Origin of the sequence: Pseudomonas sp. 273 (assembly GCF_029201425.1) — a bacterium.
Classification (GTDB): Bacteria; Pseudomonadota; Gammaproteobacteria; order Pseudomonadales; family Pseudomonadaceae; genus Pseudomonas; species Pseudomonas delhiensis.
On sequence record NZ_CP116775.1, the window covers coordinates 3,851,026 to 3,875,959 of the forward strand.

Genomic DNA, 24,934 nt, shown 5'->3' on the forward strand with positions numbered 1-24,934 from the left:
TCAGCCGCGGATGACCGTGACCGCGCAGGGCGCGTGGTCGATCACCTGGCGCGCCACCGAGCCCAGCAGCCAGCGCTCGAACCCCGAGTGGCCGCGGTGGCCGATGACGATGTGGTCGATGTGGTGCTCCTCGGCGTAGCGCACGATCTGCTCGGCCGGGCGCCCCACCGAGACGTGGGTGGTCGGCCGCTCCTCCACCGGCATGCGGCTGTAGCCCAGCAGCTTGAAGGCGTGGTGGAAGTGCGTGCGGGAGCGCTCGATCACCGCCTCGGTCTCCACCTCGTCGCCGAACTCCGGCGGTTGCGCCACCGAGAGGATGTGCAGGCTGGCGCCGAAGCGCTCGGCCAGTTCGTTGGCGAAGTTCAGGGCCAGCTCCGCCGCCGTGGAAGCGTCGTAGGCCACCAGGATGCGCTTGATCATGCTTCACCTCCTCTGCGCCGCGTCTGCGGGCGCAAGTCGTCTTGGTGCGCAGGTTGCGGGGCTTGCGCCGGCGGGCCGGCGGCCTCCTCCGGGTCGTCCCTGGGCAGCAGGTGCCGGGGCAGGAAGAAGGCGTTGGCGATCAGCGTCGGCACCACCGCGCTGCCGATCACCGCGGCCACCAGCGCCGAGTACTGGCCCTGGTCGATCAGCCCGTGGGCCAGGCCGAACAGCGCCGAGATGGTGCCGAAGGTCAGCCCGGTGGACATCAGCAGGGTGGTGTAGGCCCCTTCCCGGCGCGGCGAGCCGTAGAACAGGCAGGTGGGGTACACGCCCACCAGCTTGGTGAGCATCTTCACCAGCAGCAGCAACACGAAGGCCGCGGGCGCCGCGGCCAGCGCCGGCAGTGACACCAGCGAGCCGGCGCGGATGAAGTAGAACGGCGTCAGCAGGCCGAAGGTCAGGGTGCGCAGGCGGCGGATCAGCGCGTGGTCCTTGCCCACGGTGCCGGCCAGCACCATGCCGATCAGGTAGGCCGGCAGCACCGCCTCGCTGTCGGCCCAGGTCGCCGCCGCGCCCAGGGCGAACAGGCAGAACATGAGGAACTTGGCTTCCAGTTCCGAGGGGCGGCCGCCGAAGCGCCGGAAGAAGCGCGGGGTGATCCACGGCAGCAGCAGCGCCGCCAGGACCAGGATGCCGGCGAAACCGGCGGTCCTCAGGGTGAAGGGGGCGAAGATCAGCCCCAGGGCGATCACCGTGGCCAGGTCGTTGACGAAGCAGGCCGCCAGCACGATCTTGCCGTACTCGCTGGTGTTCAGCCCCAGCTCCAGCATCACCGCGTAGACCACCGCCACCGAGGTGGTGGACATGGCGATGCCGGCCAGCCAGCTGGCCTGCGCATCCCAGCCCAGGCCCCAGCGCGCCAGCGCCGCGCAGCCGATGAAGGGCACCACGAAGCCGACCAGGCCGATCACCGTGGCCTGCTTCCAGTGGCTGCGGAACACCTTCGGGTCCAGCTCGGCGCCGGCCAGGAAGGTCAGCAGGATGGCCCCGGCGCCGGAGAGGAACTTGATCCAGCTGGCGTCGCCCTGCAGCACCGCCATGCCCAGCAACGCCCCGATGATCAGCTGGGCGATGGTCCCGACGACGATCTCCGACAGCGCCGTGGCGATGCGCAGGAAGATCGACACCAGCGTCGCCAGCAACGCCAGCCCCAGCCACAGGGCGGCCTGGGCCCATATCTCAGTCATGGCGGCCTCCGTTGGCGGGCTCGTCGTCCTCGCCCAGTACGCCGAACTCGACGGGGGTCTTCACGTACACCAGCTTCAGGTGTTCCTCGGCCAGGCGCGTGAAGATCCGCTGCATTTCCGCCTCGGTGACCATCATCACCACTTCCAGGGGCTGGTCGGCCAGCTCGAAGAAGCGCGCGGCATGCATCCGGTGGTGGTGGCCGAACCCCTCCCTGGCGGCCAGCAGGGTGGCGCCATGCACGCCCAGGCGCAGCGCCTCGGCCATCAGCCACTCGGCAACGGGCTGGTGGTGGACCTTGCGGTCCTGCTGGGTGAAGAAGGTCAGCTGGTAGCCCTTCATGGCGCACCCTCCCCCGCCGGCGAGCGGCGGCGCAGCACGGCGTACCGGCTTGCGGGAAGCAGGGTGCGGAAGGCGGCGGAACGGGACGGGTCGGGCATGTGCGCTGTCCATGGGCAGACCATGGACAGCAGAACAATGCCTACGCCGCCCATGGAGGGTTATGCGTAGGCATCATCAGCCGGGGGCGGTTAGAGGAGGAATGCCATCTCCTGGTTAACGACATTAGCAAAGCCTTGGAAAAATGCACGCGGTCGGCGACGGCCGCGCAGGCCTGGCCTAGTGGCTGCCGCCCAGCAGGTCGAAGGAATCCAGCAGGCGCCAGGCGATTTCCGGGGTGCGCTCCAGGCCCCGGCGGATGGCCGCGGGGATGGCCTGGCGGGTCTTGCGGCACAGGCCGGGCTGCCCGGCGATGCGGATGTCCAGGCCGCGCATGCTGCGCACCTCGTTGAAACCGGGGGCGATGCTCAGGCGCAGGCCGAGCTGCTCGTACATGCGCTGCTGCATGTGCTGCAGGTCGGCCAGGTCCTTGAGCTGCTCCAGGCGCTGCAGCAGGCGCTGCTCTTCCTGGCGGGTGAGCAGGAGGATGCGGATGTCGCCGTGGGGGTCGGCCAGCAATGCCTCGCGCCCGCAATCGCAGGCGCCCGGCGGGCAGGGTTGGCGGAGGGGGAGCTGGCCGTTCATGGCCCCGAGCATAGCGATTCGCCGCGGGCGGCGCCCCTGCCCCGCGTAAAAATTCCCACGCTGAATTCGCCTTGAGGTCCTACGAGGGCGCTGGATAGATTCCGCCCTGCCGCAGCCTTGCTGTGGCCGGGGGTAGGATCCCGTTGCGGAGGGTGGTGCGTCATAGCCGTGAGCGCAGTCGGTCCATCGTTGTGTGCACTCACGTTCCGTGGCGGGCCGTCCGGGGAGGCCTTCGGGCCTGCCGTCTTCTTTCGCAACGGTATCCTACCCCCGTACGGTCCGCCTCCCTTTTCCGGGAGGCGGCTCTTGATCCCGCTCAGGAGCAATGGAACATGCACTCTCCGCACTTCGCCCTCCACACCCAGGAGGCGCGCCATGTCTGATCTGCAACCCCTCACCAACCTGGCCCAGCCCCACGACGACGTACTGTTCGTCGACGCCGGAGCCCCCGCCCAGCACCTGTTCGAAGCCGCCGAGCGCCGCCTGGTGGCCCTGGAGGACCTGCTGTGCCTGCTGGCGGACTGCCCCGACGAAATGCCGCTGGTGCAGGGCCAGGCCCGCCTGGTCTCGGCCCTGCTGCCGATGGCGGCGGAAGCGCGGCAGCTCTACCAGTTGGCCCAGGACCGGCGCTGAGCGCCCCGGGCGTTCCGTACGGGGCGGCGCAGCGCTGCCGCTCCGTACCGGGCTAGCCGGCGCCCTCGGACAGCAGGCGGCAGCCCTGGCGGCGGATTTCGATGTTCGGGTAGACCGGCGGGCGCGCCTCGCCGCTGGCGCGCAGGGCCTCGACGCGCTCCAGCGCCGCCTCGATGCGTTGCAGCGGCAAGGCGGCGATCTGCGCCGGCGCCAGGTCCCACCAGCGGCTGGCCAGCAGGCGCTCGCGGATTTCCGCCGGGAAGCGGTAGCGCACCACCTTCGCCGGCGAGCCGGCGACTATGGCGTAGGGCGGCACGTCGCGGGTCACCACGGACATGGCCGCCACCACGGCGCCATCGTGGACCTTCACCCCGCTCATCACCACCGCCCCCTCGCCGATGAAGGCGTCGTTGCCGATCCAGGTGTCGGCGTCGGTGTCCTCGTAGCGCTGGCGCGGCGTGTCGTAGCGGTCGAACACCCCTGGCTCGTACTGCACCGAGCTGGTGCTCAGCCAGTCCATCGGGTGCGCACGGGCAGCCAGGCCGACACGGCAGTGCTGGCCGGTGGAGCTGAAGCGGCCGATGTGCGAGATGCGGTGGAAGCTGGTGGCGCGGATGGTGGAGAAGGCGCCGATATGCATCTCGTCGCGGTAGATCTTGAACTCCGCCTCGCCGATGCTGCCGGGCGCCTCGACCAGCAGGCGCTTCCCGCGCCCCAGGCGGCTGACGCCGCTGCGGAATTCGATGTCGTGCTCTTCCAGCCAGTGCTTCCAGCGGCTGTTGCGCCAGCTCTTCAACATGGGTCCGTGGTCCTTTTGTATTTTTTCCGATACGGACCTCTGACAGGCGGGATACGTGCAAGGTTCGGTTGAAGTGAATTGCGGGGGTGTGAGTTGCTTTTCGTAGGAGCGAGCTTGCTCGCGAACGGTGCTCACCGGTGACTTCGGTGTTTCGGTCTGGCGCCTTTCCCTCTCCCTAACCCTCTCCCTGAAGGGAGAGGGGACCGTTCGGTGCGGTCTGCTTTTCCCGAGTCAGCCGGCAGGCAAGGTGGTTTCCGGCTGAAACCATTCCTTATCTCGGCACGGTCTAGCCCCTCTCCCTTCAGGGAGAGGGCTGGGGAGAGGGGACCGTGGTCAAGCCCATGCAGCGAAGTGGCCGGTTCACGCCGTTCGCGAGCAAGCTCGCTCCTACGAAAAGCGGTGCACCGCCCCCATCGAGACTGTCACCCCAGATGCGCAGCAAAGCCAGTCAACTGCGGTGCAATATCCTCACGCAAGGTCAGCGCGGGTATCTCGTAGTCCCCAGCGTTCTGCCGGCGGAACGGGAGGGGCGCGGCGCTGAACAGCCTGTCCAGGCGCTCGCCATAGGCCTGCTCGATGGCGGCATAGCGGGCCTCGTCCATGCGCCCGGCGCGGTACACCAGGAACGCCGGCAGCACCTCGAAGCCCGGGTAGTAGAGGATGCCGTGGTGGATGGGGAACAGCAGGTCGTCGATCGGCCCGTTGATGCCACGGGCGCTGTAGTGCGACTCCCAGCCGCCGGTGGTGACCACCAGCATGGCCCGCTTGCCGGCCAGGCTGCCCTCGCCGTAGCGGTCGCCCCAGCGCGCATCGGAGTGCTCGCCCACGCCGTAGGCGAAGCCATAGGCGTACACGCGCTCGACCCAGCCCTTGAGGATGGCCGGCATGGAGAACCACCACAGCGGGAACTGCAGGATCAGCGCGTCGGCCCAGCGCAGCTTGGCCTGCTCGGCGGCGATGTCGGCGCTCTGCCGGCCGCCGGCGTAGGCGCGGCGGGAATCCTCGGAGGGGTCGAAGCGCCCGGCGGCCGCGCCGTCCAGGCTGTCGGCTGCATCCAGCGGGGCCTTCCAGCCCATGGCGTAGAGGTCGGACACCTGCACCTGGTGGCCGGCGGCCTGCAGGCGGCGCACGGCGAAGTCCTTGAGCGAGCCGTTGAGCGAGCGGGGTTCGGGGTGGGCATAGACGATGAGGATGTTCATGGCGGTCTCCAAAAAGTGGATGGCCGCAGCATGGCGTTGCCCACGGTATAGTGGAAATGAATATCCATTACACCAGGTATAGTCATGACCAATCTGCGCACCCTGGACCTGAACCTGCTGGTGACCCTCGACGTGCTGCTGGCCGAGCACAACGTCACCCGCGCCGCGCAGCGCCTGCACTTCTCCCAGCCCTCGGTGAGCGTGCAACTGGCCAGGCTGCGCGAGCTGTTCGACGACCCGCTGCTGCTGCCCGGCCCCCGCGGCATGCGTCCCACCGCCCGCGCCGAGGCGCTGCGCGAGCCCCTGCGCCAGGCCCTGGCGGCACTGGAGCGGGCGGTGGCGCCGAGCGAGCCGTTCAACCCCGGCACCGCGAACAACACCTGGCGCCTGGTGGCCTCCGACTACAGCGAGGCCACCGTGATGCTGCCGGCCCTGCGCGGCCTGCGCGAGGCGGCCCCGGGCACGCGCCTGGCGCTGTTGCCGCTGCAGCCGGCGCTGATCGTCAGGCAACTGGAACAGGGCGACGCCGACCTGGTGTTCCACACCACCGAGGACGCTCCCGAAGGGCTGCGCCGGCGCCCGCTGTTCCAGGAACGCTACGTGCTGGTCGGCCGCGCCGGCCACCCGCGGCTGAAACGCCGGCCCAGCCTGGATCGGTTCTGCCAGCTGGAGCAGGTGATCGTCTCGCCGGACGGCGGCGGCTTCCACGGCCCCACCGACAAGACCCTGGCCGGGCTGGGCCGCGAGCGCCGGGTGGTGCTGTCGGTGCCGCACTTCCAGTTCGTCGCCCCGGTGCTGGCCAGCACCGACCTGGTGGCCATGCTGCCGCAACGCCTGGTGCGCCCGGACAGCGGCCTGCGCATGGTGGAAGCGCCGCTGGAGGTGCCGGGGTACGAGATGTCGATGCTCTGGCACGAACGCGCGCACCGCGACCCGGCGCACCAGTGGCTGCGGGGGTTCATCGCCGCGGCGGTGTGACGGCCTACCGCTCGGCCGGCCGCCGCCGCCGACGCCCTCAGCGGCGTAGGCTGGTGCGAGAACAGGAGGAGGACACGAGCATGCGGCAGCACAGCCACCCGGATTTCCACCTGCACGAGGCGCGCCGCGCCATGCTGCTGCGCTGGGCGCAGATGGCGCAATGGTTCGGCCTGGTGATGATCCTGCTGACCATTGGCCTGGCGGCCCTGGGCGACAGCCTGGACGACCCCACCGGCACGAGCATCATCACCCTTTGCGGGGTATTGGGCCTGGCGGCGCTGATCCCGGCGCGGATGGTCCTGGCGCACTACCAGAAGCAGGACGAACGCGACGGCCGGCCCTAGCCGAAACGCACGCAGTAGATCGGCGGCAGGTGCGCGGACAGGCATTCCCAGCGCTCGCCGCCATCCTCCGACAGCCACAGGCCGCCGGTGGTCGAACCCATGGCCAGGCGTTCGCCGTCGTCGTCCACGGCCAGGCCGTGGCGGTACACCAGGTCGTAGCACGGGCCCTGGGGCAGGCCATGGTCCAGGGCCTGGAAGCTCTTGCCGCCATCCTCCGTGCGGTTGACCAGCAGGCGCCCGGCCACCGGGATGCGGCAGACGTCCCTGACCGCCGGGACGAACCAGGCGGTGTCCGGCCGGGTGGGATGCACGGCCACGGCGAAGCCGAAGCTGGAAGGCCGGGCCGGCACGTCGCGCCAGTGAACGCCGCCATCGCTGGAGGTGAAGATGCCGTTGTGGTGCTGCACCCACAGCCGGTCCGGCTGCGCCGGGCAATGCACCAGGCGGTGCGGATCCTGGATGGCGCCGTCCTCGCGCAGCTCCGGCGGCATGTAGTCGGCGTACATGCCGGCGGTGGTGTTGCGCCAGCTGGCGCCTTCGTCGTGGCTCTGCCAGACGCCGCCGCAGGACACGCCGACGGTGAGGTGGCGGCTGTCACGCGGGTCGACGCTGACGGAGTGGATGCCCGGCCAGTCGTAGCCGCCGCCGAACCAGCGGGCGCGCTCGGGGCGGTCCCACAGCGGGCGGTTGAGCGTCCAGCTGTCGCCACGGTCGTCGCTGCGGAACAGGCCGCCGGGAATGGTCCCGGCCCAGAGGGTGCCGGCCTGGTCGGTGCCGCCGGTCTCCAGGCACCAGATCAGTTGCAGGCTCCAGGGCGCCTGGGGAGCATCGCCTTCGGCCGGCTCGGGCAAGGCGTCCGGCTGCGGCGGGTAGACCGGCACCGCGCACTCCTGCCAGTCGGCGCCGCTGGGCTTGCGCCACAGCTTGCAGCCGAAGTGGCCCAGGTCCAGCGCCGCGTAGAGGGTGTCGTCGCGGGGGTCGGCCAGCAGCATGTTCACCGGCTCGCCGAGGAAGTCCTGGCCCGCCTCGTGCCAGGCGCCACGGTCGTTGAGAAAGGTGAACAGGCCCTTGCGCGTGGCCACCAGCAGTCGATCGTCCATGCTTCCTCCTTCAGCCACCCGACAGCGCCTGCACCACGTACACCTCGCTGTCGGCCGCCAGGGCATCGCCCAGGCCATGGCGGTCGCGCAGGCGCAGGCCGTCGATGAACACGGTGACATGCCGGCGCAGGCCGCCCTGGTCGTCCAGCAGGTAGCCGCGCAGGCGCGGGTGCCGAGCGAACACGCCTTCCAGCAGGCCGCCAAGGGTGGCGCCGGGCAGGTCCTGCTCGGGTACCTCGACGTGGCGCTGGATGGACGGGGCGAAGACGATGTGGGCCATGGGCTGCGCGGCTTGACGGGTTTCGCTCAGTTTAGGCGGCATGGCCGACGCCGGCGGCGCGGATCGACCGGGCGGCAATCAGTTTCGATTTCGCTCAACTGAGTTCCACTAGATTCACATTTAAAGCACCCATCGCCTGTGCCAGTCTCCGGGCATCGTCCTCCACGCAGCCACCCATGCACCTTCTGCAACAGCACTTCGCCGCCGCCAGCGCCTCCGCCCCCGGGCAGAGCCCCTGCGCCTGCCGCGCGAACGCTGCCGCTGGCTACGCCTGCAACCCCTCTCGCTGCCGCTGGAGCTGGCCTTCTGGGCGCTCTGGCACTGCCGCCACGCGCGTCCACCGGATAGCGCCGCACGCTGACGGGCGCCCCGCGCCCGGCCCTTCGCCGGCACTACGCTGAACGCAAGCGACACACGCTCCGCGGTCCAGCCGTAGCCATAGCATCGCCTGCCCCGCCGCAGCCCGGCCGTGCAGGTCATCAGCGCGCCCATCGGCGCTATGCGAGAACAACAATGAAATTCGCTCCCGAGCAAGAGGCCCAGGCCTTCCTGGCCGCCAACCCCGACATCGAGATGGTCGAGCTGTTCATCCTCGACGCCAACGGCGTGCCCCGCGGCAAGCTGCTGCACCGCGAGGAACTGCTGGCGGTGTACGAGTCCGGCCGGCCCTTGCCGAGCACCATCCTCGGCCTCACCCTGCATGGCGAGGACGTGGAGGATTCCGGGCTGGTGTGGGACGTCGGCGACATCGACTGCCGCGCCTACCCGCTGGAAGGCAGCCTGGTGCGCCTGCCCTGGCGGCAGATCCCCACCGCCGCGGTGCAGGTCAGCATGCACCCGGTCGAAGGCAAGCCGGCCGACATCGCCGACCCGCGCCACGTGCTGGTCAAGGTGATCGACGAGCTGAAGGCCGCCGGCTACCACCCGGTGATGGCCTGCGAGCTGGAGTTCTACCTGCTGGACGCCAGGCGCGACGCCAACGGCCGCCCGCAACCGGCGCTGGACGCCGACGGCGGCCGGCCGCGCTCCACCCAGGTCTACGGCCTGCGCGAGCTGGAGCAGATCGAACCCTTCCTCGCCGACCTCTATGCCGCCTGCAAGGCCCAGGGCATCCCGGCGCGCACCGCCATCTCCGAGTACGCCCCCGGCCAGGTGGAGATCACCCTGGAGCATGGCGACGCCCTCACCGCCATGGACCAGGCCGTGCGCTACAAGCGCCTGGTGAAAGGCGTGGCGCACAAGCACGGGATGCAGGCCTGCTTCATGGCCAAGCCCTTCGACGACCTGGCCGGCACCGGCATGCACATGCACGTGTCCCTGGCCGATGCCGAGGGCGAAAACCTCTTCGCCAGCGAAGACCCGGCCGGCACGCCGCTGCTGCGCCAGGCGGTGGGCGGCATGCTCGAGAGCCTGCTCGACTCGCTGCTGCTGTTCTGCCCCAACGCCAATTCCTACCGGCGCTTCCAGGCCAACAGCTACGCGCCGCTGGCGCCGACCTGGGGTTGCGACAACCGCACCGTCAGCCTGCGCGTACCGGGCGGGCCGGCCCACACCCGGCACATCGAGCACCGCATCTGCGGTGCCGACGCCAACCCCTACCTGGCGGCGGCGGCCATCCTCGCCGGCATCCACCGCGGCATCCGCGAAGACATCGACCCGGGCGCGCCGGTGGAAGGCAACGGCTACGCCCAGGCCAAGGAACTGCTGCCCACCGACTGGCTCACCTCGCTGCGCGCGCTGGAGCGCTCCAGCTGGGCGCGGGACGCGCTGGGGCGTGAGTTCCTGGGCGTGTACCTCAAGGTGAAGCAGGCGGAGTACCGCCAGTTCATGGGCGAGGTCGGGGAGCAGGATTGGCGGTGGTATCTGCACCAGGCTTGAGCATGAAGCTGAGAGCCAAGAGCCCCTCTCCCCAGCCCTCTCCCTGAAGGGAGAGGGAGCATCCGTGCCGAGATGGGAATCGTGCCCTCCGGAAACACCAGCGCAACCGGCTGAAACCGAATCAAAAGCCCGCTCCGATCCAGTCCCCTCTCCCTTCAGGGAGAGGGCTAGGGAGAGGGAACCCAGACAACAGGAAAAACACAAAAATGAACGCCGCACTGAAACCCGCCAGGCCCGCCCCGAGCGCGCGCCTTCCTACTACTCCGCCAGCCTCGCCGTGGAAACCGACTACCCCACCCTGCAAGGCGAGGTGAACGTCGACATCGCCATCATCGGCGGCGGCTTCACCGGCGTGACCACCGCCGTGGAGCTGGCCGAGCGCGGCTACAAGGTGGCCCTCGTCGAGACCAACAAGGTCGGCTGGGGCGCCAGCGGGCGCAACGGCGGCCAGGTCACCGGCAGCCTCTCCGGCGACGCCGCCATGCGCAAGCAGATGCAGCAGTGGCTGGGCCAGGACGTCGACGACTTCATCTGGCACCTGCGCTGGCGCGGCCACGAGATCATCCGCAACCGCGTGGAAAAATACGGCATCGCCTGCGACCTCAAGTTCGGCCACCTGCACGCGGCCATGAAGCCCTCGCACATGGCCGAGCTGGAGACCTCCTATGAAGAAGCCGTGCGCCGCGGCATGGGCGACGAAGTCAGCCTGCTCGACGCCGCCGGCGTGCGCCAGCACCTGGAAAGCGACCTCTACTGCGGCGCCATCAAGAATATGCGCAACATGCACCTGCACCCGCTCAACCTGTGCATCGGCGAGGCCAAGGCCCTGGAAAGCCTGGGCGGGCTGATCTTCGAGCATTCAGAGGTGCTGGACATCGTCCACGGCCCGCGCCCGGCCGTGGTCACCAACGGCGGGCGGATCAACGCCGCCCAGGTGCTGCTGGCCGGCGACGTCTACCACAAGCTGGAGCGCAAGCGGCTCAAGGGCATGATCTTCCCGGCCATGGGCGGCATCGTCACCACGAGGCCGCTGGGCGAGCTGGCCAGGCGCATCAACCCGCAGGACCTGGCGGTGTACGACTGCCGCTTCGTGCTCGACTACTACCGCCTGACCGCCGACGGCCGCCTGCTGTTCGGCGGCGGCGCCAACTACTCCGGGCGCGACTCGCGGGACATCGCCGGCGAACTGCGCCCGTGCATCGAGCGCACCTTCCCGGTGCTCAAGGGCGTGGAGATCGAGTTCCAGTGGAGCTGCGCCATGGGCATCGTGATGAACCGCATCCCGCAGCTGGGCAAGCTCTCGGACAACGTCTGGTACTGCCAGGGCTACTCCGGCCACGGCGTGGCCACCACCCACATCATGGGCGAGATCATGGCCACGGCCATGAGCGGCGACCTGGAGAAATTCGACACCTTCGCCCAGTGCAAGCACGTGAAGGTGCCCCTGGGCGACGTCTTCGGCAACCCGATGCTGGCGGCCGGCATGTGGTACTACCAGATGCTGGAGAAATTCCGCTGAGCCCCGCGGCTGCGGGCCCCGCCTCGCGGAAGGACGGCTTTTCGTAGGAGCGAGCTTGCTCGCGAACGGATTCCGCAGCGTGGCTCATTCACGCGCAAGAGCCAGGCGCCCCCTCCATCCTACGAAGAGCTCCCACGCCGTCGCCCCCGGGCACCGGCATGCCGGCCGGCGGCGGATAACCGTGAACGGTTATCCGCCCTACGCGATGCACGCCCCAAAGCCACTCATCTTTCCTGCCGATCAATCAGAAATTTCCATTGCCGGATTCAATAGTTCCAACTGGAGCGGTGCGTACCCGGCCACGTATCCTGCGCGCCCGCAGCGGCCGGCACCGGTGCCCGCAGGGCCCGGCTGCAACTGGCGTCGTTCTTGCTTCATCTTTTTTGTGACAAATTCATGACAAGCGTTGTCTGCTATTACAGGTATATGCGGCAAGCAGTATCAGGGGGTGCCCATGGGTAGTGCGATCAAGGAACGGGCGACAATCATCTGCCGCCAGGACGACAAGATCCTTTTCGTGCGCAAGGCCCGGCGCAAATGGAACCTGCCCGGCGGCCGCATCGAGGCCGACGAGGCACCGAGCCAGGCAGCACAGCGCGAACTGGCCGAAGAGACCGGCCTGCAGGTGGAGGCCATGGCCTACCTCGCCCCGCTGGAGCTGTACCAGACCCTCCACTACGTGTTCGAGGCCGCCCTGCCCGAGCCGCAGAACCCCCGCCCGCAGAACGAGATCGCCGATTGCCGCTGGTTCTCCCTGGACGAACTGGCCAAGCGCAACGTCAACAAGGCCATCAAGCGCCTGCTCAAGGACTGCCAGCGCCCGCCGCAGTGACGCGGCGGGCCCCTCCCCCCGGAACGGCAGCGTCAGTTTCAGCCAATAGGCGTCACCGCCGAGGCGGGGCTCATCGCGGACGGAGTCCGCTCCTACGTCCGTGCTTCCTGGAACCGTAGGGCGAATAACCGTTCGCGGTTATCCGCCGTTGACCAATGCACCCATGCCCACGAACGATGGCGGATAACGCCGTAGGCGTTATGCGCCCTACGAACGGCGCAGTTCCGTGCAACTGGAGGCCGGCGCCTACAGCCCACCACGAGGCACGGTATCTCCCGTAGGAGCGGGCCCTGCCCGCGATTTCGCGCGCAGGGCGCGCTCCTACAGGGGAATGCAGCGGTGGGCCGCGCAGTAGCAAGCGCGCCCTACCGCCCACTCTCTCAAGGCGCGCCGAACAGCATGGTCCAGTACACCCCCTGGTCGCTGCGCGCCTCGCTGGCGTAGGCCGCGCCGACCTGGGTGAACATCGGGTTCATCAGGTTGGCGCAATGCCCGGGGCTGGCCAGCCAGCTCGCCATGGCCTGGCTCGTCGAGCCCTGCCCGGCGGCGATGTTCTCGCCGATCTGGCGGCCGCGGTAGCCGGCGGCGCGGGCGCGGTCGGCCGGGGTGTCGCCGTCGGGGTCGCGGTGGGCGAAGTAGTTGCCGCGCGCCATGGCCCGGCTGTGCGCCTGCGCCGCCGCGCCCAGCGCCGGGCTCCAGCTCAGCGGGCGGGCCGCGGCGAAGCGCCGGCCGCCGCACAGCCTTGCCCGCGAGCGCGCCGCGTTGACCTCGGCCAGCAGCGCCCGGCCTGCCGCGCGCGGGTCCTCCAGGGTGCCGCCGCCCGTCGAGCGCGCCAGCACCAGGCGCCACTCGCCGCGGGCGCGGCTTACGCCGGCGTCGGCGAACTGCGGGTCCAGCAGCGCCGAGCAATAGCGCTCGCGCAGCATGCCGAAGGCTTCATCGGCATCGGCCGCGCCCACCAGGCGGACGCTGCGCACCACCTGCGCCTGGTAGCCGGCTGCCCGTACTTCCTCGCGCAGGCCGCCGCCAAAGCCCACCGGCAGCGCCAGGCTGGCCTGCGCCCTCAGCGGCGGCAGGCGCCGCGGCGTGCTCCCGGCGCACCCCGAGGGGTGCGCGCGGTAGGCGTTGATGGCCGCCAGCAGGCGGCTTTCCTCGCCGGCGTGGGCCAGCAGGGGCGAAAGGCAGAACAGGAACGACAGACACGACGGCAGACGGCGGGCGATGGGGCGCATGAGCAACGCTGGACTCGGGCTGGGTGGACGACACGGGCGGCGCCCACTGGGGCACCGCGGCCAGCCTCAGACTGCCGCCGCCGGCCAAGGTTCAGCGCCGCCGGGAGCCGCTCAGCCCCCATCCTTGGCGCGGGCCGCGCGGTAGCGCCCGGGGCTCATGCCCGTCCATTGGCGGAACGCCCGGTGGAACGCGCTGGGCTCCTGGAAGCCGCAGCGCGCGGCGATCTCGGCGATGCTCAGGCGCGCGTCGTCGAGGCACTCGAAGGCCAGCGCCCGGCGCACCTCGTGCTTGATGGTCTGGTAGGAGAAGCCTTCGCGCTCCAGCTGGCGGCGGAAGGCCGACTCGCTCAGCGCCAGCTGCGCGGCCATCTGCGCCTGGGATGGCCAGTCCAGGTCACTGCAGGCCTTCAGCCGGCGGTAGACCTTGGCCGACAGCCCGGAGCGGTTGCGGAAGCGCACCACCACGCCCTCCGGGGCCTGGCGCAGGAACTGCTTGAGGCTGGCGAAGTTGCGGATCACCGGCAGCGCCAGCTGCTGGGCGTTGAACTCCAGTTCGGTGCGCTCGGCGTCGAAGCGGATCCACGGCCCCCACAGCAGCGGCTCGGCGCCGTGGGGCGGTTGCGGGTGGCCGAAGCGGGCGCGGTCGGGGTTGATGCGCCGCCCCACCAGCCAGCAGGCCACGCCGATGACCATGCTCAGGTAGATTTCCTCGGCGACGCCGCGCAAGGTGGCGTCGTCGATGCGCGTCTGCAGCACGATGGCCTCGCGGTTGCCGCGCAGCTCCAGGTGCGCGCGGATATCGCGCAGGAACAGGTTGAAGCCGGCCAGGCACTGGCGCAGGGCGTGGCCCAGGTCCGGCTCGTGCAGCACGCTGCGGCAGACCAGGGCGAAGGCGCCGCGCGGCAGGCCGGCGGAATCGAAGGCGAAGAACTCGTCGCCCAGCTCCTCGGTGAGCAGCAGCCACAGGCGCGTCACCGCGTCCGCCGGCACGCGGTGCAGCGGGTCGTCCAGCCAGTGCGGCTCGATGCCGGCCTGCGCCAGCAGTTCGCCGGCGCGTTGCGGGCGGTCGGCCAGGCGGTGCAGCGCGGCCTTCACGAAGTAGGCCGCCACCGAGTCGCGCCGGCGCCGGGTGCCGGTCTCTTCCGCAGGGCCCTGGGCGGTTTTCATCATCCGATATGTCCAAATCCGTCAGCCGGGACTGCGCAATTCTGGCATAGGACGCCGTGGCATCGCCTTCTAGACTGCTCGCCATTCTGCCAGGAGCCCTTCCCATGAACAGACCTGAAGTCTTCGTCATCAGCGCGGTGCGCACCGCCATCGGTACCTTCGGCGGCACCCTCAAGGACACCCCGCCCGCCCAGCTCGCCACCCTGGTCGCCCAGGCCGCGCTGGCGCGCGCCAACTGCGACGCGCAGCGGGTCGAGCACGTGGTGTTCGGCCACGTCATCCCCACCACGCCCAAGGACGCCTACATCAGCCGCGTGGCGGCGCTGCAGGCCGGCATTCCCAAGGAGGCCCCGGCCTTCACCGTCAACCGCCTGTGCGGCTCGGGCCTGCAGGCCATCGTCAGCGCCGCCCAGGGCCTGATGCTGGGCGACTCGCGCATCGCCCTCGCCGGCGGCGCCGAGTGCATGAGCCAGTCCGGCTACCTGGTGCCCAGCGCCCGCTGGGGCGCGCGCATGGGCGACGTGAAGATGCTCGACTACATGCTCGGCGCCCTGCAGGACCCGCTGCACGGCATCCACATGGGCATCACCGCCGAGAACATCGCCAAGCAGCACGGCATCACCCGCGAGGACCAGGACGCCCTGGCCCTGCAGAGCCAGCAGCGCGCCGCCCGGGCCATCGCCGAAGGCCGCTTCGCCGGGCAGATCGTGCCGGTGGAGATCCGCAGCCGCAAGGGCACCAGCCTGTTCGAGGTGGACGAGCACGTGCGCGCCGAGGCCAGCCTGGAGCAACTGGCGAAGATGAAGCCGGCTTTCATCGAGGACGGCAGCGTCACCGCCGGCAACGCCTCGGGCCTGAACGACGGCGCCGGCGCCCTGCTGCTGGCCACCGCCGAGGCCGTGAAGAGCGAGAACCTGCAGCCCATGGCGCGGGTGGTGGCCTATGCCCACGCCGGCGTCGAGCCCACCCTGATGGGCCTGGGCCCCATCCCGGCCACCCGCCTGGCCCTGCAGCGCGCCGGCCTGAGCGTGGCCGACCTGGACGTGATCGAGTCCAACGAAGCCTTCGCCGCCCAGGCCTGCGCGGTCAGCCGCGAGCTGGGCTTCGACCCGCAGAAGGTGAACCCCAATGGTTCCGGCATCTCCCTGGGCCACCCCATCGGCGCCTCCGGCGCCATCATCGCCACCAAGGCCATCCACGAGCTGCAGCGCATCAAGGGCCGCTACGCGCTGGCCACCATGTGCATCGGCGGCGGCCAGGGCATCGCCGTGATCTTCGAACGCGTCTGATCGGGCCGGCCGGCCAGGGGCGGGGCCCAACCCACGAAGCGGGCCCCGCGCCGGCCGGCCGCCCTTTCGGCGCGCCTTCCCGGCGAGCGGCCGCCACACCGCCCGCCAGCCACGACGTACAGGTGCCCAGATGACCGCCACTTCCGGCTCGCGTTTCGCGCGCAACCGCCCCAAGGCCCTGGAACTCTTCGCCCGGCGCGGCTTCGCCCAGGTCAGCCTGCGCGAACTGGCGCGCCACCTGGAGCTGACCGCGGGCTCGCTCTACAGCCATTGCGCAAGCAAGGAAGAGCTGCTGCTGGAGTTCATCGAGGAACACTACCTGGCGCTGCTTTCGCTGTTCGACCGGCGCCAGCTGCGCGGCTGCCCCAGGGCAGCCCTGCAACGGGTGGTCGAAGGGCTGCTGGCGTTGTACGAGAGCAACCCCCTGCACTTCCAGTTGGCAACCCGCGACGCCGGCTGCCTCACCGACGAGCAGCGCCAGTGCGTCGAGCGGCTGCGCCGGCAGCTCGGCCAGAAGCTCGATGCGCTGCTGGGCGCGGCCGGCTACGCCAGCCCCGGCCAGGCCTGCCAGCCCACCCTGGAGCTGTTCGAGCACCTGCCCCTGTGGCTCGCCCGCTACCCGCAGGACCGCGAGCAGCGCTGCGCCACCCTGCTGCGCTCGCTGACCGCCGCGCTGGCGCCTGCCGGTTGAAGCCTCGGGGCCGGCAGGGTGCCGGCCCCTCGGCGGCTCAGAAGCGCATCAGAAGCGCACGGCCACCCCGGCGGTGACGTTGAACGGGTCGCCCGGGTAGAAGTTGGCCGAGTCCCGGCCCTTGGCGTCGTAGGCGGTGTTGGCCGCGGTGGCGTAGTGCTCGTTGGTCAGGTTGCGCAGGTCGAGGAAGACTTCCCAGCGCCGGCCCGGCGCCTGGTAGCCCAGCTTGGCGCCCCACAGCGTGTACGACGGCGCGCCCAGGGTGTTGGCGTAGTCCACGTAGTAGCTGGAGGCCGCCCGCGCGTTGAGTTCGGCGTAGTAGCCGTCGTGCCGCTGGTAGTTCAGCTGCGCCTGGTACACCTGGCGCGGCAGGCTGGGCAGCTCGTTGTCGCCGAAGGTGCTGTCGCCGCGGTAGTGGAAGTCGTTCAGCGTCCAGGCCTGGCGCAGGTCCAGGCGGTCGCCGTTGGCGCCTTCCCAGAGCTGGATGCCCAGCCCCGCCTCGATGCCCTGGTGGATGGTCGGGCTGGCGTTGGAGTTGGCCACCAGCGCGTCCGCCGTGGCGGTGGCCTGGCGCACCACCACCGAGAGCAGCTCGTCCTTCACCCAGGAGCGGTACAGCGCCAGGCTGCCGTCCACCACGCCGACGCTGCCGCGGATGCCCACCTCCAGGGTGTCGGCCTTCTGCGGGGTGAGCGGGCGGACGTAGGGCACGCCGGTGCTGCCCAGTTGCCAGGTCACCGGCGGATCGATGGAGCGGCTGGCGTTGCCGAACAGCTGGACGTCCGGCGTCAGCTGGTAGCGCAGGCCCAGGCGTGGCGCCGCGTACCACTTGTTGTAGCTGACCTCGCCGGGGAACTCGCTGGTGTTGGCGCTGGTGCTGTACTCGATGCTCACGTCGCGGTCGATGTTGATCGCCGAGAGCCCGCTCACCAGCCACAGCCGCTCGTCCAGCTGCAGCTCGTTGCCGAAGGCGAACACGCTATCCCGCGAGCCGGTGTAGTCGGTGTGCTGCAGCTGCTGGCCGGTGGCCCGGCTGTGGGACTTCACGTCGGCGAACTGCGAGCGGGTGCTGCTGAAGGTCAGGGTGGTGTCGCTGGGCAGGCCGAACAGGCGGTCCTGGCGGCGCAGGTAGCGCAGCGTCAGGTTGGTGTCGGTGGAGCGCCAGTCCTGCGGCGTGGCCGAGTAGCGCCAGCCGTTGAGCAGCGGGTAGTCGTTGACGCTCAGGCCCACCTGCAGCCGCGAGTCGTCGTCGAAGCGGTAGGTGGTGGTGCTGCCCACCCAGGTGGAACCGTCCTTCTTGCGCCCGGTGGGCACCTTGTTGGAGTCGGAGTCGTGCTTGATCTGCTCGCGGGTCAGGGTGTTGCCCTGGGTCAGCGTCTCCTCGCGGTAGCGCACGATCAGCCGGGTATCCAGCCTGTCGTTGAAGCGGTGGCCGAGGTTGGCCACCAGCTCCTGGCCCTTGTTCGGGGTGTCGTGCTGGTAGCCGTCGCGCTCGTTGTGGAAGATCGACACGTAGTAGTCGCTGTCGTCCACTACCCCGCCGGTGCTCAGCTGCTGCTTGCGGTAGCCGAAGCTGCCGGCCTCCAGGCGCAGGTAGTTGCCCGGCGCGGTGTAGCCGCTGTGGGTGACGAAGTTGATGGCGCCGCCCAGGCTGGTGGCCGCGTAGTCGAAGGCGTTGGCACCGTAGAGCACCTCGGTGTGATCGATGCCGTTCATGCTCAGGTAGTCTTCCTGGGTGCCGCCCGGACCGGTGATGGGCAGGCCGTCGAACAGGTATTTGATGCCCAGCGCGTAGCCCTGGTAGAAGGTGTTCAGGCCCGAGCCGCGGATGGAAATCTTGTTCGCCCCGCTGCCGCTGGTGGCCTGGGCGAATATCCCCGGCTGCAGCGCGAAGACGTCCTCGGCGTTGGTCGCGCGGCCCTTCTCCACCTCCTTGTTGTCCACCACCACGGCTGCGCCGGGCACCTTCTTCAATTGCTCCGCGGCCTTCTGCGCCTCGCTGCGCGCGGCGCCCTCGACCACCACGGTGGCCAGGCGGGCGTCGGCCGCCCCGTCCTCCGCCTGGGCGGCCCACAACGGGCCGCCGGCCAGGCACAGGCCGGCGCCGAGGCTCAGCAGCCGGCCCCCCAGGCCGGCGGGGGTGACATGGGTTCTGGTTTTTTTCGAATGCACGGCAAGGCTCCTATGGTCCTCCGATGAGTGGCTGAGCCTCTATGCGCATAGTCGTGCTCCACAGCGCCCGCGCAGAATCCATGCCAAGCGGTAAATCCTTGTGAATCAGCAAGTTACGGAATGACAGCGGTGTACTCGAACGAACATCTGTTGCCAAGCTGTTGATCGCTCCACAACCGCCCCGACCGCCAACTGCTCAGCCAGCAACAGCGAATCGACAAACTGCCCGCGCAGCAGCGCGAAACCGGGGCGAAACCCCACTGGAATGCGCCTTCCAGGCCGGGCATGGCTTGTGCAACGCAGCCTGGGCGGCCGTGCTCGGCGAGCGCAGGCCGCCCCGTCTTCCACCTGCAGAAGGCTGCCCACGCTTGAAGCCCAGACGCCCTACCCCACATTCCCTGGCCCTCGCCCTGTCCCTGCTGCTGGCCGCGCTGCTCGGCGGCTGCCGCGAGGCGCAGGAGCACCAGACCCACGGCGACACCCCGGTCAGCGGCGGCACCCTGACCTACGCCACCGACCGCGAACCCATCTGCCTCGACCCCCACGTCGCCGGCGACATGCCCCAGGTGTTCCTCGCCCGGCAGTTCCTCGACTCGCTGGTGTCCATGGACGCCAACGGCCGCATCGGCCCCTGGCTGGCGAAAAGCTGGGAAGTCTCCGCCGACGGCCTGAGCTACACCTTCCACCTGCGCGACGACGTGCGCTTCAGCGACGGCACCCCGTTCGACGCCAGCGCGGTGAAGGCCAACCTCGACCACATGGTCGACCCGCGCACCCAGTCCAGCACCGCCGGCGGCTACGTGCGCCAGTACCGCGGCACCGACGTGGTGGACGCGCATACCGCGGTGGTGCACCTGGCCACGCCCTACGCGGCCTTCCTCGAAGTGCTGGCCCAGGGTTTCCTCGGCATCCAGTCGCCCGCCGCGCTGCGCCGCCCACGCGACGAGAACTGCGAAAGCCCGGTGGGCAGCGGCCCGTTCAAGGTGCTGCGCTGGGACCGGCAGAACCAGGTGCTGCTGGAGCGCAACCCCGACTACCACTGGGCGCCGCCCACCGCGGCGCACCAGGGCCCGGCGTACCTCGAGCGCATCGTCTGGAAGTTCATCCAGGAGCCCTCGGTGCGCTTCGCCTCGCTGCAGGCCGGCGAGGTGGACGTGATCGAAAGCGTGCCGCCCGAATCCCACGCCGCCGCGCGGGCCAACCCGGAGGTGTCGCTGCTGGTCGCCCAGCGCCCCGGCAACCCCACCAACGGCACCCTCAACATGACCCGCGCGCCCTTCGACGATATCCGCGTGCGCGAGGCCTTCATCCGCTCGGCCGACATAGACGCGGCGCTCAGGAGCGTGTACTTCGGCGAGTTCCCCCGCGCCGGCGGCCCGCTCAGCCCGGCCACGCCCTTCTACAGCGCGGACTTCGAGCACGCCCAGGACTACGACCCGCTGCGCGCCGAGCAGCTGCTCGACGCCGCCGGCTGGACCGGCCACGACGCCGAGGGCTACCGCACCCGCGACGGCAGGCGCCTGCAGGTCCACGTGATCATGGGCAACCGCACGCCGCCCTCGGAGTTCAGCCTGTGGGAGCAGGTGCAGGCCACCGCCCGCAGCGCCGGCTTCGAGGTGATCATCGAGCAGATGAGCGACGTGCTCGCCCAGCAGCGCCAGGCCGACTGGGACTACGACATCCGCATCGGCTACTGGAACACCAACACCCCGGACGTGCTGCGGATCATCTTCGGCTCGGCCTTCCTGCGCCCGGCCGGCGTGCGCGGCTACCACCAGAACACCGCCGGCTTCGACGACCCGCGCTTCGACGCCCTGATGGAACAGGCCCTGGCCACCCAGGACGCGGCGCGCCGCCGCGAGCTGTACCACCAGGCCCAGGCCCTCGCCTCCAGCCAGTACCTGCAGCTGACCACCTACCCGCAGAGCACCCGCCTGGGCATCTACAAGCGCGCCCACGGGGTGCGCCTGGAGCCGTCGCTGGCGGTCACTTCCCTCTATGACGCCTGGGTGAACCCATGACACTTTCCGCACCCGATCCACGCCGCGAACGCCTGCTGCGCCTGGCCCGCCATGCCGCCTGGCGCCTGCTCGGCGGCCTGCTGGTGCTGTGGGCCGCCGCCAGCCTGACCTTCTTCGCCCTGCGCCTGATGCCCGGCGACCCGGTGCTGGCGATCCTCGGCGGCCCCAGCGGCAACCCCACGCCCGAAACCATCGCCGAGGCCACCCGCGAATACGGCCTGGACCGGCCCCTGGCGGTGCAGTACGCGATCCACCTGGGCCACCTGCTGCGCGGCGACCTCGGCACCTCCTACTCGCAGCACCTGCCGGTGACGCGCATCCTCGCCGAGCAGACCGGCGCCACCCTGCAGCTGACCTTCGCCGCCCTGGCCCTGGCCTGGCTGATGGTGCTGGGCTGGACGCTGCTCAGCGCCGGCCGCCGCCACTGGTTCGGCGGCCTGGCCTCGCTGCTGGAGACACTCGCCGCGGCGCTGCCACAGTTCTGGCTGGCGATCCTGCTGCTGGCCGCCTTCGCCTTCGGCCTGCAGTTGTTCCCCCGGCCGGCAGCGATGGCCTGCGCAGCCTGGTGCTGCCGGCCCTGGCGCTGGCGGTGCCGCTGGCCGGGTTCATCGGCCAGGTCACCCGCGAGGCGCTGGAGATCACCCTGGAGCAGCCCTTCATCCTTTCCGCGCGCACCCGCGGCCTGAGCGACCGCGCCGTGCGCTACCGCCACGCCCTGCGCCATTCGGTGCTGCCGGCCATCTCGCTGTCGGGCTGGGCGCTGGGCGCGCTGCTCAGCGGCTCGGTGGTGGTGGAAGTGATCTTTTCCCGCAAGGGCCTGGGCCGCCAGCTGTTCCAGGCCGTGCAGAGCCAGGACCTACCGCTGGTGCTGGGCATCACCCTGGTGGTCGCCGCCGGCTACGTGCTGGCCAACATCCTGATCGACCTGCTGTACGAGCTGGTCGACCCCCGCCTGCAAAGGAGTGCGCCATGAGCGAACTGGCCCCGCCCCTCGAGCTGCCCCTGGCGCCACGCCGCCAGGCCCGCCCGCTACCCTGGCCGGCGCTGCTGGCCACGACCTTCCTGGCGCTGCTGGTGGCCGCGGCGCTGTTCCCGCAGCTGTTCGCCCACGGCGACCCCCTGGCCATCCAGCCGCGCGAGGCGTTCAGCGCGCCGGGCTGGGCCCACTGGTTCGGCACCGACCAGTCCGGCCGCGACATCTACGCACGGGTCATCCACGGCGCGCGCCAGTCGCTGACCATCGGCCTGGCCGCCACCGCCCTGGCGATGAGCATCGCCATCGGCCTGGGGCTGGCGGCAGGGTTGGCCGGCGGCGCCGTGGACCGCGGCATCGGCTGGCTGCTGGAAGTGCTGTTCGCCTTCCCCAGCCTGATCCTCGCCCTGCTCTTCGTCGCCATCTTCGGCAGCGGCATCGGCCCGCTGATCATCGCCACCGGCATCGGCAGCGCGCCGGGCTACGCGCGCATGGTCCGCGGCCAGGTGCTGGCGGTGCGCAACGCCGGCTACATCGAGGCGGCCCGGGCGCTGGGCCACGGCCCCTGGCGCACCATCGTCCGGCAGATACTGCCCAACGCCATGCGCCCGCTGATCGTCACCCTGACCATGGGCGTGGGCCACGCCATCGTCTGGGCCTCGGCGCTGAGCTTCCTCGGCCTGGGCGCGCGGCCGCCGGCGCCGGAATGGGGGACCATGCTGTCCATGGGCCGCGACTTCATCGTCAACGCCTGGTGGCTGACCTTCTTCCCCGGCCTGTTCATCGTCCTCACCACCCTGTCGACCACGGTCGCCGGGCGCTACCTGCAACGACGCCTGGAGGGCCGCCGCTGATGCCGCGCCAACCGCTGATAGTCGAAGACCTGTCCGTGCATTTCGGCGAGCACCGCGTGCTCGACCGCCTGTCCTTCACCCTGCAGCCAGGCCGCGCGCTGGCCCTGGTCGGCGAGTCCGGCTCGGGCAAGAGCGTGCTGGCGCGCAGCCTGGTCGGCCTGGCCGGGGTTGGCGCGCGCGTCCAGGCGCGGCGCCTGGAATACGCCGGGCGCGACCTGCTGGCCCTGGACGAGCGGCGCTGGCGCGAGCTGCGCGGCCGCGAGATCGGTTTCGTGCTGCAGGATGCCCTGGTGTCGCTGGACCCGCTGCGCCCGGTGGGCCAGGAAATCCTCGAAGTGCTGGCCACCCACCGCTGGGGCGACCGCCACAGCCGCCAGCAGCGGGTGCTGGAGCTGCTGGAGAAGGTCGGCGTGCCGGAACCGGCGCTGCGCGCCCGGCAGCGTTCCGAACAGCTCTCCGGCGGCCTGCGCCAGCGCGCGCTGATCGCCAGCGCCCTGGCCCTGGACCCGGGCCTGGTGATCGCCGACGAGCCGACCACCGCGCTGGACGCCACCGTGCAGGCGCAGATCCTCGGCGTGCTGCAGCAGGTCAAGGAGCGCGGCGACTCGCTGCTGCTGATCAGCCACGACCTGGCGGTGGTCGCCCAGCTCGCCGACGAGGTGCTGGTGCTGCGCCACGGCGAGGTGGTGGAACAGGGCCCGATCGAGCAGATCCTCCACGCCCCGCGCCACCCGTACACCCGCAGCCTGCTGGAGGCGATCCCCGCCAACCGCCCGCGCGGCACCCGGCTGACGCCCGGCGCGGCGCCGGCCGCACGCCGCGAGGCTGCCGCGGCCCCCGAGGTGCTGCTGGAGGCCCGCGGCCTGGGCAAGCGCTATCGCGGCCCCGACCAGCAGTGGAGGCAGGTGCTCGACGACGTCAGCTTCCGCCTGCACGCCGGGCACACCCTGGGCATCGTCGGCGAATCCGGCTCGGGCAAGAGCACCGCCGCGCGCATCGCCCTCGGCCTGCTGGAGCCGGACGCCGGCAGCGTCGAATTCGCCGGCCAGCCCTGGAACGCCGCGCCCGCGCAACGCGTGAGCGAGCGCGAACGGCGCCCGCGGCGACGCGACATCAGCGTGATCTACCAGGACCCGCTGAGCTCCTTCGACCCGCGCTGGAGCGTCGGCCAGGTGCTCGACGACGCACTCCAGGCCGGCGGCCTGGACACCGCCCTGCGCCCGGCGCGCATCGCCGAACTGCTGCGCCAGGTGCGCCTGCCGGCGGAACTGGTGCAGCGCCGCCCGCTGCAGCTCTCCGGCGGGCAGCGGCAACGGGTGGCCATCGCCCGCGCCCTGGCCAGCCAGCCGAAGGTGATCATCTGCGACGAGCCGGTGTCGGCGCTGGACGTCTCGGTGCAGGCCCAGGTGCTCGACCTGCTGGCCGACCTGCAGGACGAGCTGGGCCTGGCCTACCTGTTCATCTCCCACGACCTGGGGGTGATTCGCCACCTCAGCGACGAGGTGCTGGTGATGCTGCAGGGCAAGGTCGTCGAATCCGGCCCCACCGAAGCGCTGCTGCAGGCCCCGCAACACCCCTACACCCGGCGCCTGCTGGCCTCGGTGCCGCAGCTGCCGGCCGAGGGCCGCCCGCTGCCGCCACGCCTGGCGCCCGCCAGCGTCGACCTGGCGCCGCCGTTCGAGGAGCGCTGGCTGTGGGGGCTGGCGGTCTGAAGGGCGCGCGGGGGCGGGCACTGCTGTTGTAGGAGCGAGCTTGCTCGCGAACGGGGTTTGCCGGTCGGAGGCGGTGCCTGTCCTGAAGAGCACCCTCTCCCTGAAGGGAGAGGGGACTGTCCTCTGCCTGCCGAGGCCTCCGCGTAATCCTGTAGCTTCCGGCTAACGCCTGACTTCTCAGCCATGCCGAACGGCCCCCTCTCCCGCTTGCGGGAGAGGGCTGGGGAGAGGGTACGGCGTCAACCTCCCACGCCAGCCCCACCGGCTGAAGCCGTTCGCGAGCAAGCTCGCTCCTACGAAAAAACACCCCAACTTTCCCCGCCCGGCGCAATACAACTTTCCGCCATCCAACATCACGTTATTTGCATATAACCCAAGCACTGCGCACAAACCAACAGAACATCAGCACCTGTTGATCCAGCGCAAGCAGACAGAAAATTCAAACAAACTACAACTCATTGAATTTAAACAAATTATTGAATTGGCACGACTTCTGCTCAAGTAGAAACGGAGCATGACTATACGAATAGAAAGCTGAACATCTTGTCTATCCCACGAGGACTTTGAAGTTGG

The 24,934-nt window shown here is 70.2% G+C and carries 21 protein-coding genes, 2 pseudogenes and 1 riboswitch; of the genes and pseudogenes, 12 read left to right on the forward strand and 11 right to left on the reverse strand.

Annotated features, from left to right (window positions below):
* The 4 genes from PKO50_RS17600 to PKO50_RS17615 all read right to left on the reverse strand — a co-directional run bounded on the left by PKO50_RS17600 (nucleotide 1) and on the right by PKO50_RS17615 (nucleotide 2,688).
* Nucleotides 1-420, reverse strand: coding sequence for a universal stress protein (locus PKO50_RS17600; RefSeq protein WP_275626758.1), 420 nt, complete (start codon nucleotides 418-420; stop codon nucleotides 1-3).
* Nucleotides 417-1,667: a cation:proton antiporter gene (locus PKO50_RS17605; protein ID WP_109936946.1), complete on the reverse strand. Its 1,251-nt coding sequence runs from the start codon at nucleotides 1,665-1,667 to the stop codon at nucleotides 417-419. Before PKO50_RS17605 ends, PKO50_RS17600 begins: the two co-directional genes overlap by 4 nt.
* On the reverse strand, nucleotides 1,660-2,007 hold the full coding sequence (locus PKO50_RS17610) for a DUF190 domain-containing protein (RefSeq protein WP_275626759.1): 348 nt from the start codon (nucleotides 2,005-2,007) through the stop codon (nucleotides 1,660-1,662). Before PKO50_RS17610 ends, PKO50_RS17605 begins: the two co-directional genes overlap by 8 nt.
* Before the next feature lie 158 nt (nucleotides 2,008-2,165).
* Nucleotides 2,166-2,226, reverse strand: a riboswitch (Fluoride riboswitch).
* 57 nt (nucleotides 2,227-2,283) lie between these two features.
* Complete coding sequence (locus tag PKO50_RS17615; protein WP_275626760.1) at nucleotides 2,284-2,688, reverse strand: hypothetical protein; 405 nt, start codon at nucleotides 2,686-2,688, stop codon at nucleotides 2,284-2,286.
* Between the two features lie 375 nt (nucleotides 2,689-3,063).
* On the opposite strand from PKO50_RS17615, the gene PKO50_RS17620 reads away from it, so the two are divergent.
* Nucleotides 3,064-3,321, forward strand: a complete 258-nt coding sequence (locus PKO50_RS17620) for a hypothetical protein (protein WP_275626761.1) — start codon at nucleotides 3,064-3,066, stop codon at nucleotides 3,319-3,321.
* Between the two features lie 52 nt (nucleotides 3,322-3,373).
* Here the strand turns inward: PKO50_RS17620 and PKO50_RS17625 are convergent, their stop codons facing one another.
* Both PKO50_RS17625 and PKO50_RS17630 read right to left on the reverse strand, forming a co-directional pair.
* A complete protein-coding gene (locus PKO50_RS17625; protein WP_275626762.1) occupies nucleotides 3,374-4,120 on the reverse strand; it encodes a CatB-related O-acetyltransferase in 747 nt (248 codons plus the stop codon).
* Nucleotides 4,121-4,542: 422 nt separating this feature from the next.
* Nucleotides 4,543-5,319: an NAD(P)H-dependent oxidoreductase gene (locus tag PKO50_RS17630; RefSeq protein WP_275626763.1), complete on the reverse strand. Its 777-nt coding sequence runs from the start codon at nucleotides 5,317-5,319 to the stop codon at nucleotides 4,543-4,545.
* Nucleotides 5,320-5,403: 84 nt separating this feature from the next.
* Here PKO50_RS17630 and PKO50_RS17635 point away from each other — a divergent pair, with 84 nt between their 5' ends.
* Entirely contained in the window at nucleotides 5,404-6,297 is an 894-nt protein-coding gene (locus tag PKO50_RS17635; RefSeq protein ID WP_275626764.1) for a LysR family transcriptional regulator, read from the forward strand.
* A gap of 80 nt (nucleotides 6,298-6,377) precedes the next feature.
* The gene (locus PKO50_RS17640) at nucleotides 6,378-6,641 is read left to right on the forward strand and encodes a hypothetical protein (RefSeq protein ID WP_089392393.1); all 264 of its coding nucleotides are present in this window, start codon (nucleotides 6,378-6,380) and stop codon (nucleotides 6,639-6,641) included.
* Here PKO50_RS17640 and PKO50_RS17645 read toward each other — a convergent pair.
* The gene (locus PKO50_RS17645; protein WP_275626765.1) at nucleotides 6,638-7,741 is read right to left on the reverse strand and encodes an exo-alpha-sialidase; all 1,104 of its coding nucleotides are present in this window, start codon (nucleotides 7,739-7,741) and stop codon (nucleotides 6,638-6,640) included. The genes PKO50_RS17640 and PKO50_RS17645 overlap by 4 nt on opposite strands.
* 10 nt (nucleotides 7,742-7,751) lie before the next feature.
* Nucleotides 7,752-8,021 (reverse strand): MoaD/ThiS family protein, encoded by a 270-nt coding sequence (locus PKO50_RS17650; protein WP_275630493.1) that lies wholly within the window; start codon nucleotides 8,019-8,021, stop codon nucleotides 7,752-7,754.
* A gap of 513 nt (nucleotides 8,022-8,534) precedes the next feature.
* Here PKO50_RS17650 and PKO50_RS17655 point away from each other — a divergent pair.
* From PKO50_RS17655 to PKO50_RS17665, 3 genes and pseudogenes are all read left to right on the forward strand, one after another.
* Complete coding sequence (locus tag PKO50_RS17655; RefSeq protein ID WP_275626766.1) at nucleotides 8,535-9,899, forward strand: glutamine synthetase family protein; 1,365 nt, start codon at nucleotides 8,535-8,537, stop codon at nucleotides 9,897-9,899.
* Between the two features lie 206 nt (nucleotides 9,900-10,105).
* Nucleotides 10,106-11,418: pseudogene (locus tag PKO50_RS17660) on the forward strand (FAD-binding oxidoreductase).
* 454 nt (nucleotides 11,419-11,872) lie between these two features.
* A complete protein-coding gene (locus PKO50_RS17665) occupies nucleotides 11,873-12,250 on the forward strand; it encodes an NUDIX domain-containing protein (RefSeq protein ID WP_089392399.1) in 378 nt (125 codons plus the stop codon).
* Nucleotides 12,251-12,630: 380 nt separating this feature from the next.
* On the opposite strand, the gene PKO50_RS17670 is transcribed toward PKO50_RS17665, so the two are convergent.
* Entirely contained in the window at nucleotides 12,631-13,482 is an 852-nt protein-coding gene (locus PKO50_RS17670; protein WP_275626767.1) for a CAP domain-containing protein, read from the reverse strand.
* Between the two features lie 111 nt (nucleotides 13,483-13,593).
* Nucleotides 13,594-14,652 carry an AraC family transcriptional regulator gene (locus PKO50_RS17675; protein ID WP_275626768.1) on the reverse strand — a complete coding sequence of 353 codons (1,059 nt, stop codon included), beginning with the start codon at nucleotides 14,650-14,652 and terminating at the stop codon, nucleotides 13,594-13,596.
* Between the two features lie 101 nt (nucleotides 14,653-14,753).
* On the opposite strand from PKO50_RS17675, the gene PKO50_RS17680 reads away from it, so the two are divergent.
* Entirely contained in the window at nucleotides 14,754-15,938 is a 1,185-nt protein-coding gene (locus tag PKO50_RS17680; RefSeq protein ID WP_275626769.1) for an acetyl-CoA C-acyltransferase family protein, read from the forward strand.
* Nucleotides 15,939-16,068: 130 nt separating this feature from the next.
* A complete protein-coding gene (locus PKO50_RS17685) occupies nucleotides 16,069-16,629 on the forward strand; it encodes a TetR/AcrR family transcriptional regulator (RefSeq protein ID WP_089392401.1) in 561 nt (186 codons plus the stop codon).
* A gap of 48 nt (nucleotides 16,630-16,677) precedes the next feature.
* On the opposite strand, the gene PKO50_RS17690 is transcribed toward PKO50_RS17685, so the two are convergent.
* Complete coding sequence (locus tag PKO50_RS17690) at nucleotides 16,678-18,801, reverse strand: TonB-dependent receptor (protein WP_275626770.1); 2,124 nt, start codon at nucleotides 18,799-18,801, stop codon at nucleotides 16,678-16,680.
* A gap of 422 nt (nucleotides 18,802-19,223) precedes the next feature.
* Between PKO50_RS17690 and PKO50_RS17695 the strand changes: the two genes are divergently transcribed.
* The 4 genes and pseudogenes from PKO50_RS17695 (at nucleotide 19,224) to PKO50_RS17710 (ending at nucleotide 24,361) form a co-directional block, all read left to right on the forward strand.
* A complete protein-coding gene (locus PKO50_RS17695; RefSeq protein ID WP_275630494.1) occupies nucleotides 19,224-20,822 on the forward strand; it encodes an ABC transporter substrate-binding protein in 1,599 nt (532 codons plus the stop codon).
* Nucleotides 20,819-21,795: pseudogene (locus PKO50_RS17700) on the forward strand (ABC transporter permease). Before PKO50_RS17695 ends, PKO50_RS17700 begins: the two are co-directional and overlap by 4 nt.
* On the forward strand, nucleotides 21,792-22,649 hold the full coding sequence (locus PKO50_RS17705) for an ABC transporter permease (protein ID WP_275626771.1): 858 nt from the start codon (nucleotides 21,792-21,794) through the stop codon (nucleotides 22,647-22,649). The pseudogene PKO50_RS17700 and the gene PKO50_RS17705 overlap by 4 nt, the downstream one beginning before the upstream one ends.
* Nucleotides 22,649-24,361 carry an ABC transporter ATP-binding protein gene (locus PKO50_RS17710; RefSeq protein ID WP_275626772.1) on the forward strand — a complete coding sequence of 571 codons (1,713 nt, stop codon included), beginning with the start codon at nucleotides 22,649-22,651 and terminating at the stop codon, nucleotides 24,359-24,361. Before PKO50_RS17705 ends, PKO50_RS17710 begins: the two co-directional genes overlap by 1 nt.
* Nucleotides 24,362-24,934 lie beyond the last annotated feature (573 nt).